We start from the raw sequence: 18,557 nt of genomic DNA on the forward strand, positions 1-18,557 counted from the left end.
GGGACCGGGTTCCATCGCGCGTGGATGGTGCCGAGCGCGGCGTAGCAGTCGCGCACCGACTCGACCAGGACCCGGATGCCGACCAGGTCGTAGATCTCGGCGAAGTCGCGGCCGCGCACGATCATCTTCTGGTAGACCGAGTAGTAGTGCTTCGGTCGGCCGGTGACCGTGGCCTTGATCCTGGCCCCGTGCAGGTCGCCCTGGACGATGTCGATGACCTGCGCCAGGAACTCCTCGCGCTTGGGCGCGCGCTCGGCGACCAGGTGCACGATCTCGTCGTACATCTTCGGGTAGAGGATCGCGAAGGCGAGATCCTCAAGCTCCCACTTGATGGTGTTCATGCCCAGCCGGTGCGCCAGCGGAGCGTAGATCTCCAGGGTCTCGCGGGACTTCTGCTCCTGCTTCTCCCGGCGCATGTAGCGCATGGTGCGCATGTTGTGCAGCCGGTCGGCCAGCTTGATCACCAGGACCCTGATGTCCCGGGCCATCGCGACGACCATCTTGCGCACGGTCTCGGCCTGCGCGGCCTCGCCGAGCTTGACCTTGTCCAGCTTGGTCACGCCGTCGACGAGCAGGGCCACCGTGTCGCCGAAGTCGCGGCGCAGCATGTCGAGCGTGTAGTCGGTGTCCTCGACCGTGTCGTGCAGCAGGCCCGCGCACAGCGTCGGGATGTCCATACCGAGTTCGGCCAGGATCGTGGTGACCGCGACGGGGTGGGTGATGTACGGGTCACCGCTCTTGCGCCGCTGGCCGCGGTGGTACTTCTCGGCCATCTGGTAGGCACGCTCAAGCGTGCGCAGGTCGGCCTTGGGATCGCTGGCCCGCACGATGCGGAACAGCGGCTCCAGGACCGGGCTGGGGCCACCAGGCCGCGGACCGCCGAGACGCGCCAGCCGGGCGCGAACCCGGCTGGAGGCGGCTGGCGCGGTGGAGGTTCGTATCGCCGGGCCCGGCAGGGGCGAGGCCTGCTGCGACACGGCAGGTTGTGCGGGGGATGGCTGTGCCGGTTGCGACTGTGCTGGTTGCGACTGTGCTGGTTGCGACAGTGCCGACGGCGGCTCTGCGGACGACTGCGCGGGTGACGCGGGCGCCGACTGCGCCGTCGCGCCATTTTCCGGGCCGGTGGCAGCGGCGGACGGCGCGGGCGCGCTCCGCCCGTCCCGCTCGGCTCGTACAGCTGCCTCCGGCGTGGTCGTCAAGCGACTACCTCCCTGGCCCATCGTGTCACCTGGGCTCTGCCCCCATGGTACCGGCGACGGGGTTCGCTGAGGACGGGATGCGATCAAACATGATGATCACGCGGTGTGATGGCCGGAAAGTGTGACTACTGCTCACGTGATCACTAGACCCTGAGCAAAGCTGTGACCGGAACGCCGGGAGCGTCGGCGGCAAGCCGGGCGCGGCCGGACAGGAAGCCGAGTTCGAGCAGCACGGAAACCCCGACCGGCTCGGCCCCGCCGCGGCGCACGGCCTCGACCGCGGCAGCCGCGGTCCCGCCGGTGGCGAGCACGTCGTCCACGATCAGGACCCGGTCGCCGGGTTGGAAGGAATCCCGGTGGATCTCCAGCGTCGCCTCGCCGTACTCAAGCGCGTACGAGACCGCGTAGACGGCCCCGGGCAGCTTGCCCGCCTTCCGGACTGGGATGAAGCCGAGCTCGGCCTCGACGGCGACCGGGGCGGCCAGTATGAAGCCGCGCGCTTCGAGGCCCACCACCTTGGTCGCCCGCGCCTCGCGGGCGTGCCGGGTGAACTCGCCGGTCATCGCGCGGAACGTCTTGGGGTCGGCGAGCAGCGGGGTGATGTCCTTGAAGACGATTCCGGGCTTCGGGTAGTCGGGCACGTCCCTGATCCGGGAGGCGAGCAGCTCAGCGATCACGCGCCAACTGTAGTGGCATGCGGTGGCTGCGCCGGAGCCGGGCGAGGGCGTGGAGACGCACAGACACCGGGTCGATAGGAGTCAAAAGCTCCGGGCCCTGGTATCGCAGCGTTGCGGTACCAGAGCCCGGAGCGGTGAAGCTGTATCGGTGAATCGTGGATCGGTAGTGCGTTCGCCGCCTTAACGCTTAACGGCGTTTCGAGCGCGGCTGGTTACGCACGGGCTGGTTACGTGGTCCGCTGCGCTGACCGGGGGTCTGCTTCGCGGGCGTCGGCTGAGCGTCAGACGACTCGGACGCCGCGGCCGAAGCGCCACCTGCCGCGCCCGCGCCCGCCACGGCCACGGACGCCACCTTCGCGGACGTGGCCCGCCGCTCCGCGGTGGCCTTGACTGACGCGAGCCGCTGCTCCTGCGCGCGCACCGCCGGCTCCAACTCCTTGAGCCAGACCAGCGTCGGCGTGGCGACCAGGATCGAGGAGACGGTTCCGGCGCCGATGCCGACGAGCAGCGCGAGCGCGAGATCCTGGAGCACCGCGGCCTGCGAGACGGTGCCGCCGAACAGCAGGGCGGCGACCGGGATCAGCGCGATGAGCGAGGTGTTGAGCGAGCGGACCAGGGTCTGGTTCACCGCCAGGTTCGCGGCCCGGCCGTAGCCCAGCTTGTTCTGGTCGACCAGCTGGCGTTTGTTCTCCTTGACCTTGTCGAACACCACGACCGCGTCGTACATGGCGTAACCGAGGATGGTCAGGAAGCCGACCACGGTGGACGGCGAGACCTCAAGGCCGGACCAGGCGTACACGCCGACGGTGATCACGATGACGTTGATCAGTGACGCCAGCGCCGCGACGGCCATCTTCCACTCGAAGAAGATCGCCAGATAGATCGCCAGCAGGACCAGGAAGACGATCAGCGCCTGGGTGGCCTGATTCGAGATGTCGTGGCCCCAGCTGGCGCCGACCTGCTCGACGGTGATCTTCGACTGGTCGATGCCCGCGGCCCTGGCCAGGTCGGCGGTCAGCTGCTGCTGGGTCTTGGAGGTGATCGTGACGGTGGTGACCGTCACCTGGCGGCCGCCGCCGACGATCTGCTGCACCTGCACGGTCGGCGCCGGAACGCCGTCCGCGGTGGCGATCGAGTTGACCTGGTCGGTGCTCAGCGAGGCGCTCGGCACGGTGATCACCGAGCCGCCCTTGAAGTCCACGCTGAAGTGCAGGCCGCGCACGACCAGACCGAGGATCGCGAGCAGCAGCACCGTGCCGAAGATCGCGGCCCAGCGCCTGCGCCGGCCGACGATCTCGAAGGCGACGTCACCTCGGTAGAGGCGGTTACCGATAGAGCCAAGCCCGGCCATCAGACATCCACCCGCTTCGTGTCGTCGCTGCTAACCTCGCTGGCCGCCTGCTCGGCCGCTTTGCGCCGCTCGGCGATGGTCAACCGCCGGCCGCCGGCGCCGGTCGCGGCGGGCGGGCGGAAGGTCGCCGCGACGCCGCCGAGCCGCACCGGATCGAGGCCGGACCACTTGTGCCCGCCGCCGAAGAACTCGGTCCTGGCCGCCAGCGTGATCAGCGGCTTGGTGAACAGGAACACCACGACGATGTCGATCACCGTGGTCAGGCCGAGGGTGAAGGCGAAGCCCTTCACCGAGCCGATGGACATCACGTACAGCACCGCCGCGGCGAGGAAGGACACGAAGTCCGAGGCGATGATGGTGCGCCGGGCCCGGGTCCAGCCGTGCTCGACCGCGGTGCGCAGGGTACGGCCCTCGCGCACCTCGTCTCGCAGTCGTTCGAAGAACACCACGAAGGAGTCGGCGGTGATACCGATCGCGACAATCAGACCGGCGACGCCCGCGAGCGAGAGCGTGAAGCCCATCAGCGGGCCGAGCAGCACCGCCGAGGAGTACGTCAGCGCGGCGGCGATCACCAGGCTGGAGATCGCGATCGAGGCCAGGCCCCGGTAGTACAGGATGACGTACAGGAAGACCAGGATCAGGCCGATCCCGCCGGCCAGCAGGCCGCCGGTCAGCTCGTGGCCGCCGAGGGTCGGCGAGACGATCGAGACCTGGGAGATGTCGAACTTGAGCGGCAGCGCGCCGTAGTTGAGCACGGTGGCCAGGTCGTCGGCCTGCTGCTGGGAGAACGAGCCGGTGATCTGCGCCTGGCCGCCGGTGATGGCGCCCTGGTTGACCGCGGGCGCGGACTGCACGACGCCGTCGAGGGCGATGGCGAACTGGCCGCCCTGACCGCTCTGGAACGCCTTGTAGAGAGTCTGGGTGGCGGTGGCGAACTCGCTGCTGCCCTTGGAGTTGAAGGTCAGGTCGATCTGCCACGCGCCGGTCGGGGTGCCGCTGACGGTCACCGGCACGGCCTGCGCCGACTTGACGTCGGTACCGGAGACCTCGGACGGGCCGAGCAGGTACTTCGCGGTGTTGTCCCGGTCACAGGTGGCGATGAAGTCGGTCGGCAGCGCCGCGGCCGCGGTCTTGATGGCGGTCTTGTCGGTGCAGTTGAGCGTCGCGAACAGCGAGGCGGCCTTGGCCTCGGAGGCGCTGGCCGCGGCGCTGGCGCTGGAACTCGGCGTCGGCGAGGCCGTGCCCGAGGGATTGGCGCTGCCCGACGCGGACGCGCCGGGCGAGGCCGAAGCCGCAGCCGAGGCGCTGGAGCCGGCGGCGTCCTTGACCGTGGCCAGGTTCTCGGCCTGGCCGGAGGGCTTCGCGGTAGTACTGGCGCTCGCCGAGGCCGAAGCAGACGCGGCCGCCGAGGACGACGCGGACGCAGACGACGACGCCTTCGCGGTCGACGAGGCCGAGGGCGCGGCGCTGCCCGACGCGGTCGGGCTCGGCTGCGGCATGGCGTTCGCCGCGGCGGACTGGATCACCGGGCGGAAGTAGAGCAGCGCGGTCTGGCCGATCTGGTTGACCAGGGTCTGCGAGTTGTGCCCGGGGATCTCGACCTGGATGGTGTTCGCGCCCTGTTGGGAGACCTGCGCCTCGGAAACGCCGAACGCGTTGACCCGCTCCTGCATGATGCTGACCGCGGTGCCCATCGCGCCGGGCGGGATGGAGCTGGTGCCGGGCGCGGGGCTGGCGCCGTAGGTGGCGCTGGTGCCGCCGGCCAGGTCGATCGCCAGCCGGGGGGTCAGGTTCCCGATGCCGAACATGGTCGAATAGAGCACCACGATGACGACTGCCAAGAATGCCAGCGGACGCAAGGGCCCCTGCCCCGCGCCCGCACCGGCCACCCACCCACGCGCCCCGGGGCGCCTGACGCTCCGGGTCTTCCTAGCAGCCACGTTGCACTTCTCCTGTATGTCATCACGGTCTCGACACGGCGGCCGCAGGGCTCGGACACTGCCGGCCGCTCGCGCGGGGCGGCCGTGCGGGCCTCGAAGCCGCCGTGCATGGGACGGTTGCGCACCGTCCGGCGTTTCCGGGTGCGGCGGATTCTTCGCTGATTCTCAGCCGGGGGCACCGCACCGCGGGGGTGTACTACCTCTTCGCGGACCCCGACGCCGCGTGCTCGGCCTCGCCCTCCGCGGTCTCGGCAACGTGCGCGGGGACCTCGTCGGACGGTTCGGCCTGCTCCTCCTCTTCACCCTCGTCGGCGGCCTCGGCCTCGTGCCCGCTCTCGTCGAGCTCGGCCTCCTCGTCGTCGTCCTGCGCGCCCTCGGCCTCGGACTCCTCCTCGGCCGGCGCGATCACGCCCGCGACCGCGGACTTGATGAACTTGAGCCGCACGCCGGGAGTGGTCTCGACGACCACGTGCTCGTCGGTGACCTCGACCACCTCGCCGATCAGGCCGCCGATGGTGCGCACCTGGGCGCCCGGGACCAGCGCGGACTGCAACTGCGACGCCTGGGTCTGGCGCTTGCGATTCCCGCGGCTGGTCATGAAGATGAAGACACCGCCGATGACGACGATGTAGAGCAACAGTAGGTTCACGGTTATCGGCTGTTCTTCCGGGACCGTCCCGCGATTCGACACGGTGGCGATCGACTGCGCGGAGCGCGCAGGCACTCCAGGTCACGCGGAGTCTATGCGCTCATACCCGCACGAAACAATGACAGCTGGCCACGGCTTGGTCTCCGGCGGGCTGTTGCAGTACCCGATCACACGCCCGGGATGCCGGAATCATCAGCGAAGAGACCACCTTGACCCGGTGCGGGCCGCCCCTGGAGCGAGTGGTTCCACCCCGTGCCCGAAGCGGCGCCCCCGGTATTCGGGGCGGGTGCCGGCAGGCCGAGATGCGCCCAGGCCGCGGCGGTGGCGATGCGGCCGCGCGGGGTGCGGGCCAGCAGCCCCTGCCGCACCAGGAACGGCTCGGCGACCTCCTCGACGGTGTCGGTCTCCTCGCCGATCGCCACCGCGAGCGTGGACAGGCCGACCGGCCCGCCGTTGAAAAGACGTAACAATGCGCCGAGCACGGCCCGGTCCAGCCGGTCGAGGCCGCGCTCGTCCACCTCGTAGACCTCCAGGGCGGCGCGCGCCGCGTCCAGGGTGACCCGGCCGTCCCCCCTGACCTGGGCGAAGTCCCGCACCCTGCGCAGCAGCCGGTTGGCGATGCGCGGGGTGCCGCGGGAGCGTGAAGCGATCTCGGCCGCGCCCTCGGCCTCGATCTCCACACCGAGCAGCCGCGCGGAGCGGTGCGCCACCAGTTCCAGGTCGCCGGGCTCGTAGAACTCCATGTGCCCGGTGAAGCCGAAGCGGTCGCGCAGCGGCGCGGGCAGCAGCCCGGAGCGGGTGGTCGCGCCGACCAGCGTGAAAGGCGGCAGCTCCAGCGGGATCGCGGTGGCGCCGGGGCCCTTGCCCACGATGACGTCGACCCGGAAGTCCTCCATCGCCATGTAGAGCATTTCCTCGGCGGGGCGGGACATCCGGTGGATCTCGTCGAGGAACAGCACCTCGCCCTCGCTGAGCGAGGAGAGGATCGCGGCCAGGTCGCCTGCGTGCTGGATGGCGGGACCCGAGGTGATCCGCAGCGGCGCGCCGAGCTCGGCCGCGACGATCATCGCCAGCGTGGTCTTGCCGAGGCCGGGCGGCCCGGCCAACAGGATGTGGTCCGGGGCGGTGCCACGCCCCTTGGCGGCGTGCAGCACCAGTTCGAGCTGCTCGCGCACCTTGCGCTGGCCGACGAAGTCTGTGAGCGATTTCGGGCGCAGCGCGGCCTCGGCGGCGCGCTCGTCCTGATCCGCGCTCGCGTCCATCAGCCGCTGCTCGTTGGCCATGCCGTCCCTCCCGTCGCTCTGTCTCAAGCTGTGTTGTCTCGCACGGACCGCCGCTACGCGTTACCGCTTCAGGCTCCGCAGCGCGACACGCAGCAGCACCGGCAGCTGTGGCGGCTCGCCACGTGCCTCGGCCTCGGCCGCGACCGGCTCGGCTTCGGCAAGCGCGGCCTCCGCGTCGCGGGCGTTCCAACCAAGGCCGGTGAGCGCTTCGAGCAACTGCCCGCGCCATGGGCTGAGCCCGCCGACCGGTCCGCCGACCCCGCCCGCGCCGTGCTGCGTCGGCACAAGCCCGCCAGTCGGCGCGCCGAGCCTGCCCTTGAGCTCGATCAGCAGCTTCTGCGCCCCCTTCGGCCCGACTCCGGGCACCAGCGTGAGGGCTTTGAGATCCTGGGTGGCGAAGATGGTGCGCAGCGTGTCGGGGCGATGCGTCGCGAGCATGGCCTGAGCCAGCCGGGGACCGACGCCGCTGGCCGTCTGCAAGAGCTCGAAGACCGTGCGCTCGTCGTCGTCGGCGAAGCCGTAGAGCGTCAGCGAGTCCTCACGCACGATCAGGCTGGTCGACAGGCGCGCCTTCTGACCGACCGTCAGCCCGGCCAGCGTGCCGGGCGCGCAGTGCACCAGCAGGCCGACGCCGCCGACCTTGACCACGGCCGCGTCCGGGGCGAGCGCGTCGACTTCGCCCTCGACGAAAGCGATCACAGCACACCGACCCGCAGCAGCGATGGCGAAAGCGGGGCGGTCGCACCAGTCACCTCAGGCGCTCCGGATACTCCGGACACTTCGGCGCCACTCATCTGAAGCCGCCCTTCCGCCGTCCACGTTCCCTGTGCATCGGCACGTTACCGGAGGGCAGCGACATTCCCTGGCGTTGCAACGCTTCGGCGATCCGATCCGCCGCTCCCCCACGCCACACGTGGCAGATCGCGAGCGCGAGCGCATCCGTGGCGTCCACCGGCTTCGGCGTCTCGGCGAGCTTGAGGATGCGCACGACCATGGCCGCGACCTGCTCCTTCTGCGCGCGCCCATCCCCGGTGATGGCGGCCTTGACCTCGCTCGGCGTGTGCATGGCCACCGGCAGCCCGCGCCGCGCGGCCGCGACCATGACGACCCCGGCGGCCTGCGCCGTCCCCATGATCGTGCGCACGCCTTCCTGCGCGAACATCCGCTCCACGGCGACCGCGTCCGGGGTCTGCTCGTCGAGCCATTCCTCGATCTGCACGTCCACCGCGAGCAGCCGCTCGCTGATCGGCAGTTCCGCGGCGGTGCGCACGACCCCGGCCGCCACCATCCGCAGCGGCGCGCCGATACGTCCTTCCACGACGCCGACACCCATCCGCGTCAGCCCTGGATCGACACCGAGGACCCTCATCGGCACGCGCTCACGGCACGTCGACAGATGGCGGCTCGCTGACCCGATGCTGCTGGACCAGCGGGACGAGCCGCGAGGTCGTCACGAAGTCACCATCCTCGTGAAGGATCGTCAGCCCCCGTTTCACAGCTGTCGCAGCAACCAGATAATCGGCCACCGAGAGCGCCGAATGCGCGCTGTGCTTCGCAAGCTCACGCCGCATGGACGCGACGATCTCCCAGGCGTCGTCCGGAACCGGCACCCACGGATACATGCGCATCAGGCGTCGCTCGATGTCGTCGTACCTCTTGGCGTCGGCGATCGCCAAAGTCTCGGTCAACACTGGATCGCATATCAGCACCAATCCGCGGTCGACCAGGTCCACCCACTCCTCACGGACCTGATGCCGAGTGACCCTGACAAGCGCGCTGGTGTCGATCAGAAATGTCACTTGTCGAGATCCTCGTACCGCTCGAAGTGGAAACCACCTTCGTCGGCGATCTGCTCAAGTTCCAACCGCGCGGTGCGTCGACGAACCCGTGCCTCGTCGACGGCATGTTGAAGAGCCTGCGCGACAGTGTCCTTCTTGGTGGTGGTACCGAAGGCTATCGCCGCCTCGGCGAGCAGGTCGTCGTCGATGTCGATGAGGGTTTTGGACATGCCCGACTCCGTTCAGCCCGGGAAGCTCTCTAGAGAGTATATCCCAGACCGAGCCGCATAGACATCAGACATGCATATAACCCGACTATTCGTCTTCGAGTTTGGCCATGATCTCGTCTGAGACGTCGAAGTTGGCGTAGACGTTCTGCACGTCGTCGCTGTCCTCAAGCGCGTCGATCAGCTTGAAGATCTTGCGCGCGCCTTCCTCGTCGAGCGCCACCTGCATGGTGGGCATGAACGGAGACTCGGCCGAGTCGTAGTCGATCTTCGCGCCCTGAAGCGCGGTGCGCACCGGGAGCAGGTCGCCGGGCTCGGAGAGCACCTCGAAGGAGTCGCCGAGGTCGTTGACCTCCTCGGCGCCCACGTCGAGCACGGCCTCCAGGATGGAGTCCTCGGTCAGGCCGTCGCCCTTCGGCACGATGATCTGACCTTTGCGCCCGAACAGGTAAGAGACCGAGCCCGGGTCGGCCATCGAACCGCCGTTACGGGTCATCGCGACGCGCACCTCGGAGGCAGCGCGGTTGCGGTTGTCGGTCAGGCACTCGATCAGGACGGCGACGCCGTTGGGTCCGTAGCCCTCGTACATGATCGTCTGGTACTCGGCGCCACCCGCCTCGGCCCCGGAGCCGCGCTTGATCGCACGGTCGATGTTGTCGTTGGGGACCGAGCTCTTCTTGGCCTTCTGGATGGCGTCGAACAGGGTCGGGTTGCCGGTCGGGTCACCGCCGCCGGTGCGCGCGGCCACCTCGATGTTCTTGATCATCTTTGCGAAGAGCTTGCCGCGCTTGGCGTCGATCACGGCCTTCTTGTGCTTGGTGGTCGCCCACTTGGAGTGACCCGACATAGCTCTCGCTCCCTTTTCGCAAACCCCGTGGTCTTTCTCAAACCGCGGACACGGACCGTTGCACTGCCCTCTCGCAGCGGGTTCAGCGTGCGGCGCGCGCCAAGCGCACGAAGCGGCCGTGGACACGCAGGTCCCCGGTCAGCTCCGGATGGAACGAAGTCGCCATCAGCGCACCGTGCTGAACGGCGACGATCCTACCCGCGCCGGGACCCGCCGTGACCCGCGCCGAGACGTGCACCGCGGGATCGACCTCCTCGACCCACGGCGCGCGGATGAACACGCCGTGCAGCACGCCCTCGACGCCGTCCACGCCGTCGAGTCCGTCAAACCCGATCGGGCCCTCGAAGGAGTCGATCTGGCGGCCGAACGCGTTGCGGCGCACGGTCATCGCGATGCCGCCGAAACTCTCCTGGCCTGGCGCCGCGTCGAGCACTCGGTCGGCGAGCATGATCATGCCGGCGCACGAACCGTAGGCCGGCATGCCCTCCGCGATCCGCTTGCGCACCGGCTCGAACAGGTCGAACGCCGTGGCCAGCTTCCACATCGTGGTGGATTCGCCGCCAGGGATGACCAGCCCGTCGACCGCGTCGAGCTCGGCGACCCGGCGCACTGCCACGGCTCGCGCACCGACCGCTTCCAACATGGCGATGTGCTCACGCACGTCACCCTGCAATGCGAGGACGCCGATAAGGAGCGGCGCTCCCGCTCCTGCCGCAGCTGCGTGCGTACCGCTGCCGGTGCCGATACTGGTGCCGGTGCCGATTTCAGGCGTGGACGCCGTCACCAGCCGCGCCCGGCGTAGCGCTCGGACTCGGGCAGGGTGTCGATGTTGATGCCGACCATCGGCTCGCCGAGGCCACGGGAGACCTTGGCGATGACGTCGGGGTCGTCGTGGAAGGTGGTGGCCTTCACGATCGCCGCGGCGCGCTTGGCCGGGTCGCCGGACTTGAAGATCCCGGAGCCGACGAACACGCCCTCGGCGCCGAGTTGCATCATCATCGCCGCGTCGGCGGGCGTGGCGAGGCCTCCGGCGGTGAACAGCACGACCGGCAGCTTGCCGGTAGCCGCGACCTCCTTGACGATCTCGTACGGCGCCTGGAGGTTCTTGGCGGCCAGGAACAGCTCGGACTCGTCGAGCGTGGCCAGGCGGCGGATGTCGGAGCGGATCTGCCGCATGTGCCGGGTGGCCTCAACCACGTTGCCGGTGCCCGCCTCGCCCTTGGAGCGGATCATCGCCGCGCCCTCGGCAATCCGGCGCAGCGCCTCGCCGAGGTTGGTCGCTCCGCACACGAAGGGGACGGTGAACGCCCACTTGTCGATGTGGTGGCTCTCATCCGCAGGAGTGAGCACCTCGGACTCGTCGACGTAGTCCACCCCGAGCGCCTGAAGCACCCGCGCCTCGACGAAGTGCCCGATGCGGGCCTTGGCCATGACCGGGATGGACACCGCGTTGATGATCCCGTCGATCATGTCCGGGTCGGACATCCGGGCCACCCCGCCGTCCTTGCGGATGTCGGCCGGCACCCGCTCAAGCGCCATGACCGCAACCGCTCCCGCGTCCTCGGCGATCTTCGCCTGCTCGGGGGTGACCACGTCCATGATGACGCCGCCCTTGAGCATCTCTGCCATGCCGCGCTTGACGCGCGCCGTGCCGAGCTGCGGCGCCGCATCTGCGGAGGTGGGACCAGGACCGGGAGTGGGGGTGGTGGACACGGCTGACCTCGCTCGCGGTTTCAGTCTGATGGATGACAGATCCATCTTATGACCTGAAAAGCCTTCATCCGGCTCACGGCCTGTCAGGAGCCCCCGGCCCCGGACTTACGCCGTGCCACGCACCGCATCCGAGGCGATCATCGGATCAGTTCGATCGTGCAGGCGATGCCGGGCGGGGCGACGAACTTCGCGTCGCATGTGACGAGAGAAGCGCCAAGTTGCTCAGCCAGCGCGACATATCCGGCGTCGTACGACGTCATGTTCTCCCGTAACTGCCACACGCGTTGCATCGCCGCCTCGGACAAGCGCTCGCGGCGGATCGGCAGATGGTAGAAGTCGCCGAGCAACGCTGGCGCACCCTCGACGAGTCGACTGTTTCGTCGCGCGATGCCGCGAATGGCGGCCATGACCTCCATATCGAAATGACTCGGCGCATACGCGGCATCCCCCGACGCGAGTCTGGCCGCCACGGCTGAGCGGCGAGCCTCATCGTCAGGCGCCATCAGTTCGACGGCAGCCGATGCATCGACCACGATCAGTCCCACTCGGCAGCCCACTCGTCACGGGCTTCGCGAACCGCGGCCACGACGTCTTCGCTGGTAACCCCGTACTTTCGCCGCGTCGAATCGAGCTTCGCGATGGCCTCTGCCATCGTCGGCGTCTCAGCCTCTTGTGTCAGCCGCTCGATGAGGTATGCGTTCAAGGACATGTGGCGAGCCTTCGCCCGGGTGGCAAGCGTCCTGCGTACGCTCATGGGCAGGGCTCGGATGGTCAGGTTGCTTGAGACTTCGTTCTCAGCTTCAGCGTCCATGGCGTTATGATAGCGGCAAATAAGACATGACTTCGACGTCACCGCGTGAACGTGGCTGGGGGCTCGTCGTCGATCTCGAAGGTCGGCTTGTCCGGGGCGCGGCCGGCCAGGCGGAAGTAGCGCACTCGGCGGTAGCCGCGGATCTGGCGGACGGCACGGACCGACTCGTTGTGGAAGCGGCGGGCCAGCTGCACTCGGCGCATCGACGCGCCGAGTTCCTGGAGCAGGTCGGCGCCTTCGGGGGTCTCGCGCAGTTCGTTGAGCTGCCTTGGGTCGTCGAAGGCGGCGCGCAGGTCGCGGGTGAGCGCCGACTCGGCGGGTTCGCGCTCGTCCTCGGTGGCGATCTGGGCGCTGCGGGCGGCGGTGGCCAGGATGACGGCGGTGGCCACGTCGAGCAGGCCCGATCTGGCCAGTTCCAGCGTCGCGGCCGAGCGGCGCACGAGCTGGGCGTCGAGGGCGACGCGTGCCGCGTCGAGGCGGACGTGCAGACGGTCGAGGCGGGTCGCGGTCCAGCTCAGGTACAGCCCGAAGAGCAGGATCAGCACCAGGACCAGCACGACGATCGCCGTGTACTGGGTCAGCACGACCCTCACCGGTGCCCCCGCCCGAATCCGATCCGGAAGTCGCCGCCCGGCGGCCCATCGCTGACCTTGACCTTCACCTTGACGCTCGACTCGGTGACCTTGGCGGTGGACTCGGTGACCATCTCGTAGACGGACAGGATGTCGGCCGCGACCACCGACCAATCGTATTTGCGTACGGTCTGCGCCGCAATATCACGCAGCGTGGCGCGGCGGGCGGGGTCGGCGAGCAGGCCGAGGGCTGCCTCGGCGAGGGCTTGGGCGTCGCCGTTGGGGAACATCTGCCCGGCCGCGCCGCCCTCCAGCACGAGGGAGAACGCGTCCAGGTCGCTGGCCAGCACAGGGGCTCCGGCGCTCATCGCCTCGACCAGGATGATGCCGAAGGACTCGCCGCCGGTGTTCGGCGCGCAGTAGATGTCCACGGACCGCAGCAGCTCGGCCTTCTCCTCGTCGGAGACCATGCCGAGGAACGTGACGTTGTCGCGCGCCTCGGGCGGCAGGGACTGCATCGCCTCTTCCGCGTCGCCACGGCCCACAATCAGCAGGCGGGTCCTCGGCCGTGCCGCGACGATCGCCGGGAAGGCCTCCAGCAGCACCGGAAGGCCCTTACGCGATTCGTCGATGCGGCCGATGAACCCGATTGTCCCGCCCTGGCCGCCCGGGCCGTCGTCACCGTCGGGAGTGAGCCAGTCCGCGCGGGGGACCGCGTCGGCGAAGTACGACACGTCGACGCCGTTGGGGATCACGACCGCATCACCGCCGAGGTGCTCGACGAGGGTGCGCCGCGCGTACTCGCTCACGGCGATCCGTGCGTTGATCTTCTCCAGCGCCGGCTGGAGGATCGGGTACGCCGCAGTCATGGCGCGTGAGCGGGGGTTGGCGGTGTGGAACGTCGCGACCATCGGACCGGCCGCAGCCCAGCAGGCGAGCAGGGACAGCGAGGGCGTGCCGGGCTCGTGCAGGTGTACGACGTCGAACGCTCCCTCATGCAGCCAGCGGCGCACACGCGCGGCTGACAGGAAGCCGAAGTTGAGGCGGGCGACCGAGCCGTTGTAGGGCACCGGTACCGCGCGTCCGGCTATGACGACGTACGGCGGCACAGGCATGTCGTCGTCGGCGGCGGGCGCCAGGACGGAAACCTCGTGGCCGAGCGCGATCAAGTGCACGGCGAGGTCCCGGACGTGGAACTGCACACCGCCCGGCACATCCCACGCGTAGGGGCAGACGATCCCGATCTTCACCCGCGCCGCCTCATACCGCTGTTCATTCTCCCGGTTCGTCGCCGGCAGCCGGGCCGCCATACTCCGGCGCCGCAGTGGGTTTCGGTGCCTTTGCCGGGTCGAGGTCGCTGAGCCAGAGCTTCTGTAGCATGTGCCAGTCGGCCGGGTGCTCGGCGATGCCCTTCTCGAAGACGTCGGCCAGGCTCTGGCACAGCGCCGCGACCTTCTCCTCGCGCGTGCCCTCCTCGGGCACCGGGATCTCCGGGTAGATGACGGCTCGCTGGTGCGTCGGCTCGGAGTGGAGCGTGACCGGCAGGAAAACGGCCCCGGTCGCGACGGCCAGCGCCGCAGGCCCGGCGGGCAGCTTGGTGGTCTCGCCGAAGAACCGCACCGGCACGCCGCGGTCGGTCAGGTCGCGCTCGGCTACGAGGCAGACCAGGCCGCCGGTCTTGAGCCGCCGCACCAGGCCGAGGAACGTGCCCTGACCGCCGGTCAGCGGCAGCACCTCCATGCCGATCGACTCGCGGTAGGCGAGGAACCGTTCGAACAACCGCTCCGGCTTGAGCCGCTCGGCCACCGTGGTGAAGCCGTTGTACTGGTGGGCGGCCCAGGCGCCGGCGTGGTCCCAGTTGCCCATGTGCGGCAGCGCGAGCGCCACGCCGCGGCCGGATGCCGCCGCGTTCTTGAGGTTCTCCTCGCCGTCCACCAGGAACGTCGCGTCGATGCGTTCCTGGCTCCAGGTCTCCAGGCGGAAGGTGTCACACCAGTAGCGCAGGTAGTTGCGCATGGATTGTTTGGAAACCTCACGGAGGCGCTCCGGCGTGGCCTCGGGGCCGAGCACGCGCGCCAGGTTGCGCTCCAGTTGTGTGACGCCCTTCCCCCGTCTGGCCCACACGCGGTCGGCAATCCGCTCGAACAACCGATACGCGGTGCGCTCGGGCAGCCGTTTGACCACAGCCCAGCCGAAGGAATAGAGGCGATAGGTCGCCTCATCCGTCAGCTTGCTCATGAAGTCGCCTCTACGGTCTTGCCGGGCTTCAGGTGGTCGGAGGTCACGGTCGTCGTCGGTCCGGCAGACGTCACGGGCGCGGTGGGTGCGGCCGTCGGACCGGACGCGACGGCCTGCTTACGCACGTGCAGGATGCGTTGCACCACAGTCGCCGTCGAGCCGATCGCCAGCCCCCACAGCACGATCGCCTGCACGAACGGTACGCCCAATCCGGCCAGTCCGGTGGCCGCCAGCGAGCCGACCAGCCGCTCGCCGCGCTCAACGAAGCCGACCGAGCACTCGTAGCCGAGCGATTCGGCCTTGGCCCTGGCGTACGAGGTGCTCGCCCCGGAGACCAGGCAGATCAGCGAGAGGACGAGCATCGGGCGGTCGTGCACGTCGGCGAAGTAGTAGGACAGGCCGCCGAAGATCGCCGCGTCGCCGAAGCGGTCCATCGTGGCGTCCAGGAAACCGCCCCACTTGGAGACCCGCCCGGACAGCCGGGCCATCGTGCCGTCGAGCAGGTCGGAGAAGATGAACGAGGCCACCGCCATGGTGCCCCAGAAGAAGTCGCCGCGCGGGAACAGCGCGAGGGCCGAGACGACCACGCCGAGCGTGCCGACCAGGGTCACCGTGTCGGGTCCGATCCCGCGCCGCAGCAGGAACTGCGCGGTGGGGGTGAGCACGCGGGTGAAGAACGCCCGCGCGTAGCGGTTCAGCATGGAAGTCCCAGCATCGTCGGCGGCGCAGTGCTAAATCGAGGCGGTGCTAAATCGAAGCGGTGCCACATCAGGCAGATGGAGCTGTTTCAGGCAGGTAGGCGGCCCGGTCACCCGCACCGCGGCGCCCATCGTATTGGGTGCGCGCCCCTCGCCGTGCTCCGACCCGTATGGTCACCGGGTAGTCTGCGCCGTTCCGGGGCTCTTCGCCGGTGATCCGCAAGGGTGGAAGGGTGCCCGTGAGGACTTGTCGGGTGCTCCGAAGAGGAGTTGGCTGCTAGGGAAACCTGAACACTGCGTTACGCGGGGATCACGGCGACTGATCGCTGCGGTAGCGCAATGGCTGAACAGATCGCGCCGGGAGGATGAAGATGTCCGAGAAGAAGGATTCCAACCGCGGCGGCAGGGATGCGAAGGCGCCGGTGGCCGAACGGCCTGAGGCCGTCCGCAACGTGGTCCTGGTCGGTCACACCGGCGCCGGGAAAACCACCCTGACCGAGGCGCTGCTCGCGGGGACCGGAACGATCGGCCGGTCCGGGCGGGTCGAGGACGGCTCGACGGTCACCGACTCGGACGAGATCGAGCACCGGCTCGGCCGCTCGGTGAGCCTGGGTCTCGCGCCGGTCGAGTTCGGCGGGGTGAAGGTGAATCTGCTCGACGCCCCCGGCTACGCGGACTTCGTCGGGGACCTGCGCGCCGGGCTGCGGGCCGCGGACGCCGCGCTGTTCGTGGTGTCGGCGGCGGACGGCGTGGACGGGGCGACACAGCTGCTGTGGGAGGAGTGCGCGGCGGTGGGGATGCCGCGCGCGGTGGTGGTGACGAAGCTGGACAGCCCGCGGGCGGACTTCGACGAGACCGTGGCGATCTGCCAGCGGGTCTTCGGGGACGGGGTGCAGCCGCTGTATCTGCCGCTGCTGGACGATCACGAGCAGGTCGGCGGGCTGATCGGGCTGCTGACGCAGCGGATCTACGACTACACCAGCGGGCAGCGCGCGGAGAGCGAGCCCGATCCGGAGCATCTGGAGCTGATCGAGGGGCCGCGTAACACGCTGATCGAGGGGATCATCGCGGAGAGCGAAGACGAGACGCTCATGGACCGGTACCTCGGCGGTGAGCAGATCGAGGTGAAAGTGCTCATCGACGATCTGGAGACGGCCGTGGCGCGCGGGCACTTCTACCCTGTGCTGCCGATCGGCGCAGTAACGCGCGATGGCGACGACGACCAGGCTGTGCGTGTAGGCGTGATCGAGCTGATGGAGCTGGTGACCAAGGCGTTCCCGGCTCCTGGCGAGCGCTCGATCCCGGCGGTGACCTCGCCGGACGGCGGGCCTAAGGCACCGCTGGACTGCAATCCGGGCGGGCCGCTGGTCGCGGAGGTGGTCAAGACGACCTCGGACCCGTACGTCGGGCGGATCTCGCTGGTGCGGGTCTTCTCCGGGACGCTGCGTCCGGAGCAGCCGGTGCACGTCTCCGGACACGGCCGGGCCGAGCGCGGGCACCCGGACCACGACGTGGACGAGAAGGTCGGCGCGCTGTCCAGCCCGCTGGGCAAGACGCAGCGGCCGGTGCAGCAGGCGGTCGCCGGGGACATCGTGGCGGTGGCGAAGCTCGCGCACGCCGAGACAGGTGACACGCTCTCGGCCAAGGACGACCCGGCGCTGATGGAGCCATGGGTGATGCCGGACCCGCTGCTGCCGGTCGCGGTGCTGGCGAAGGCGAAGTCCGATGAGGACAAGCTCGGGCAGGCGCTCGGCCGGCTGGTCGCCGAGGATCCGACGCTGCGGCTGGAGATCAACCCGGAGACACACCAGTTGGTGCTGTGGTGCATGGGCGAGGCCCACCGGGACGTGGTGCTCGACCGGCTGGCGAACCGTTACAGCGTGGCCGTGGAGACGGTGCCGTACCGCATCTCGCTGCGAGAGACCTTCACCAGCGGGGCAACCGGCCACGGACGGCACGTCAAGCAGTCCGGCGGGCACGGCCAGTACGCAATCTGCGACATCGAGGTCGAGCCGCTGCCGAACGGCGGGGGCTTCGAGTTCGTGGACAAGGTGGTCGGCGGCGCGGTGCCGCGGCAGTTCATCCCGTCGGTGGAGAAGGGCGTGCGCACCCAGCTTGAGCGGGGCGTGTTCGCCGGTTACCCGCTGGTCGACGTGCGGGTGACCCTGTTCGACGGCAAGGCGCACTCGGTCGACTCCTCCGACATGGCGTTCCAGACGGCCGGGGCGCTGGCGCTCAAGGACGCGGCCGCGAAGATGGCGGGCACGTTGCTTGAGCCGGTGGACGCGGTGGCGATCACGGTGGCGGACGAGTTCCTCGGCGCGGTGATGGGCGACCTGTCCGGGCGCCGCGGCCGGGTGCTGGGCACCGAGCCGGACAGCACCGGACGGACGCTGGTACGCGCGGAGGTGCCGGAAACCGAACTGGCCCGCTACCCCGTCGAACTGCGCTCGCTCTCACACGGCACCGGTGTGTTCACCCGGGATTACCTGAGGCACGAGGCGATGCCGTCACAGGTCGCCGCCAAGATCGTCGCCGAGGCCGCTGCATAACGCGTAGCCAGTGTCGCGGCAG

Annotated in this window: 20 protein-coding genes; 1 reads left to right on the top strand and 19 read right to left on the bottom strand. The window is 69.4% G+C overall.

Features of this window, described 5'->3' with window-relative positions; genetic code table 11:
* The 19 genes from VGS97_RS10765 to pgsA all read right to left on the bottom strand — a co-directional run.
* Positions 1-1,220: RelA/SpoT family protein (locus VGS97_RS10765; RefSeq protein WP_414641685.1), on the bottom strand; the 1,220-nt coding region annotated here is incomplete at its 3' end.
* Between the two features lie 122 nt (positions 1,221-1,342).
* The gene (locus VGS97_RS10770; RefSeq protein WP_326853201.1) at positions 1,343-1,876 is read right to left on the bottom strand and encodes an adenine phosphoribosyltransferase; all 534 of its coding nucleotides are present in this window, start codon (positions 1,874-1,876) and stop codon (positions 1,343-1,345) included.
* 187 nt (positions 1,877-2,063) lie between these two features.
* Complete coding sequence (gene secF / locus VGS97_RS10775) at positions 2,064-3,227, bottom strand: protein translocase subunit SecF (RefSeq protein WP_326853202.1); 1,164 nt, start codon at positions 3,225-3,227, stop codon at positions 2,064-2,066.
* On the bottom strand, positions 3,227-5,068 hold the full coding sequence (gene secD / locus VGS97_RS10780) for a protein translocase subunit SecD (RefSeq protein ID WP_326853203.1): 1,842 nt from the start codon (positions 5,066-5,068) through the stop codon (positions 3,227-3,229). The genes secF and secD overlap by 1 nt, the downstream gene beginning before the upstream one ends.
* Before the next feature lie 295 nt (positions 5,069-5,363).
* Positions 5,364-5,816, bottom strand: a complete 453-nt coding sequence (yajC, locus tag VGS97_RS10785; protein ID WP_326853204.1) for a preprotein translocase subunit YajC — start codon at positions 5,814-5,816, stop codon at positions 5,364-5,366.
* 167 nt (positions 5,817-5,983) lie between these two features.
* On the bottom strand, positions 5,984-7,099 hold the full coding sequence (gene ruvB, locus VGS97_RS10790) for a Holliday junction branch migration DNA helicase RuvB (protein ID WP_326853205.1): 1,116 nt from the start codon (positions 7,097-7,099) through the stop codon (positions 5,984-5,986).
* A gap of 60 nt (positions 7,100-7,159) precedes the next feature.
* Positions 7,160-7,798, bottom strand: coding sequence for a Holliday junction branch migration protein RuvA (gene ruvA / locus VGS97_RS10795; RefSeq protein WP_326853206.1), 639 nt, complete (start codon positions 7,796-7,798; stop codon positions 7,160-7,162).
* Between the two features lie 91 nt (positions 7,799-7,889).
* Positions 7,890-8,468: a crossover junction endodeoxyribonuclease RuvC gene (gene ruvC / locus VGS97_RS10800; protein WP_326853207.1), complete on the bottom strand. Its 579-nt coding sequence runs from the start codon at positions 8,466-8,468 to the stop codon at positions 7,890-7,892.
* 10 nt (positions 8,469-8,478) lie between these two features.
* Positions 8,479-8,898: a PIN domain-containing protein gene (locus VGS97_RS10805; RefSeq protein ID WP_326853208.1), complete on the bottom strand. Its 420-nt coding sequence runs from the start codon at positions 8,896-8,898 to the stop codon at positions 8,479-8,481.
* Positions 8,895-9,107 (bottom strand): type II toxin-antitoxin system VapB family antitoxin, encoded by a 213-nt coding sequence (locus VGS97_RS10810; protein ID WP_326853209.1) that lies wholly within the window; start codon positions 9,105-9,107, stop codon positions 8,895-8,897. The genes VGS97_RS10805 and VGS97_RS10810 overlap by 4 nt, the downstream gene beginning before the upstream one ends.
* An 85-nt stretch (positions 9,108-9,192) precedes the next feature.
* Complete coding sequence (locus tag VGS97_RS10815; protein ID WP_326853210.1) at positions 9,193-9,951, bottom strand: YebC/PmpR family DNA-binding transcriptional regulator; 759 nt, start codon at positions 9,949-9,951, stop codon at positions 9,193-9,195.
* A gap of 82 nt (positions 9,952-10,033) precedes the next feature.
* A complete protein-coding gene (gene pdxT, locus VGS97_RS10820; RefSeq protein WP_349262085.1) occupies positions 10,034-10,696 on the bottom strand; it encodes a pyridoxal 5'-phosphate synthase glutaminase subunit PdxT in 663 nt (220 codons plus the stop codon).
* Between the two features lie 35 nt (positions 10,697-10,731).
* Positions 10,732-11,709: a pyridoxal 5'-phosphate synthase lyase subunit PdxS gene (gene pdxS / locus VGS97_RS10825; protein ID WP_414641686.1), complete on the bottom strand. Its 978-nt coding sequence runs from the start codon at positions 11,707-11,709 to the stop codon at positions 10,732-10,734.
* Between the two features lie 92 nt (positions 11,710-11,801).
* Positions 11,802-12,209, bottom strand: coding sequence for a type II toxin-antitoxin system VapC family toxin (locus VGS97_RS10830; protein ID WP_326853213.1), 408 nt, complete (start codon positions 12,207-12,209; stop codon positions 11,802-11,804).
* On the bottom strand, positions 12,200-12,475 hold the full coding sequence (locus tag VGS97_RS10835) for a hypothetical protein (protein WP_326853214.1): 276 nt from the start codon (positions 12,473-12,475) through the stop codon (positions 12,200-12,202). The genes VGS97_RS10830 and VGS97_RS10835 overlap by 10 nt, the downstream gene beginning before the upstream one ends.
* Positions 12,476-12,513: 38 nt before the next feature.
* Positions 12,514-13,068 carry a hypothetical protein gene (locus VGS97_RS10840; RefSeq protein WP_326853215.1) on the bottom strand — a complete coding sequence of 185 codons (555 nt, stop codon included), beginning with the start codon at positions 13,066-13,068 and terminating at the stop codon, positions 12,514-12,516.
* A complete protein-coding gene (locus tag VGS97_RS10845) occupies positions 13,065-14,297 on the bottom strand; it encodes a glycosyltransferase family 4 protein (RefSeq protein ID WP_326853216.1) in 1,233 nt (410 codons plus the stop codon). Before VGS97_RS10845 ends, VGS97_RS10840 begins: the two co-directional genes overlap by 4 nt.
* 22 nt (positions 14,298-14,319) lie before the next feature.
* A complete protein-coding gene (locus VGS97_RS10850) occupies positions 14,320-15,285 on the bottom strand; it encodes a phosphatidylinositol mannoside acyltransferase (RefSeq protein WP_326853217.1) in 966 nt (321 codons plus the stop codon).
* Positions 15,282-15,986: a phosphatidylinositol phosphate synthase gene (gene pgsA, locus VGS97_RS10855; RefSeq protein WP_326853218.1), complete on the bottom strand. Its 705-nt coding sequence runs from the start codon at positions 15,984-15,986 to the stop codon at positions 15,282-15,284. Before pgsA ends, VGS97_RS10850 begins: the two co-directional genes overlap by 4 nt.
* A gap of 368 nt (positions 15,987-16,354) precedes the next feature.
* On the opposite strand from pgsA, the gene VGS97_RS10860 reads away from it, so the two are divergent.
* A complete protein-coding gene (locus tag VGS97_RS10860; protein WP_326853219.1) occupies positions 16,355-18,535 on the top strand; it encodes an elongation factor G-like protein EF-G2 in 2,181 nt (726 codons plus the stop codon).
* The last annotated feature ends 22 nt before the right edge of the window (positions 18,536-18,557 follow it).

Origin of the sequence: Actinocrinis sp. (assembly GCF_035946395.1) — a bacterium.
Lineage (GTDB): Bacteria > Actinomycetota > Actinomycetes > Streptomycetales > Catenulisporaceae > Actinocrinis.

Coding starts and splice junctions, on each gene's coding strand:
- secF (WP_326853202.1), bottom strand. CDS start 3,227: ATGGCCGGGCTTGGCTCTATCGGTAACCGCCTCTACCGAGGTGACGTC.
- ruvB (WP_326853205.1), bottom strand. CDS start 7,099: ATGGCCAACGAGCAGCGGCTGATGGACGCGAGCGCGGATCAGGACGAG.
- ruvC (WP_326853207.1), bottom strand. CDS start 8,468: ATGAGGGTCCTCGGTGTCGATCCAGGGCTGACGCGGATGGGTGTCGGC.
- VGS97_RS10810 (WP_326853209.1), bottom strand. CDS start 9,107: ATGTCCAAAACCCTCATCGACATCGACGACGACCTGCTCGCCGAGGCG.
- VGS97_RS10815 (WP_326853210.1), bottom strand. CDS start 9,951: ATGTCGGGTCACTCCAAGTGGGCGACCACCAAGCACAAGAAGGCCGTG.
- pdxS (WP_414641686.1), bottom strand. CDS start 11,709: ATGGATCTGTCATCCATCAGACTGAAACCGCGAGCGAGGTCAGCCGTG.
- VGS97_RS10835 (WP_326853214.1), bottom strand. CDS start 12,475: ATGGACGCTGAAGCTGAGAACGAAGTCTCAAGCAACCTGACCATCCGA.
- VGS97_RS10850 (WP_326853217.1), bottom strand. CDS start 15,285: ATGAGCAAGCTGACGGATGAGGCGACCTATCGCCTCTATTCCTTCGGC.
- pgsA (WP_326853218.1), bottom strand. CDS start 15,986: ATGCTGAACCGCTACGCGCGGGCGTTCTTCACCCGCGTGCTCACCCCC.
- VGS97_RS10860 (WP_326853219.1), top strand. CDS start 16,355: ATGTCCGAGAAGAAGGATTCCAACCGCGGCGGCAGGGATGCGAAGGCG.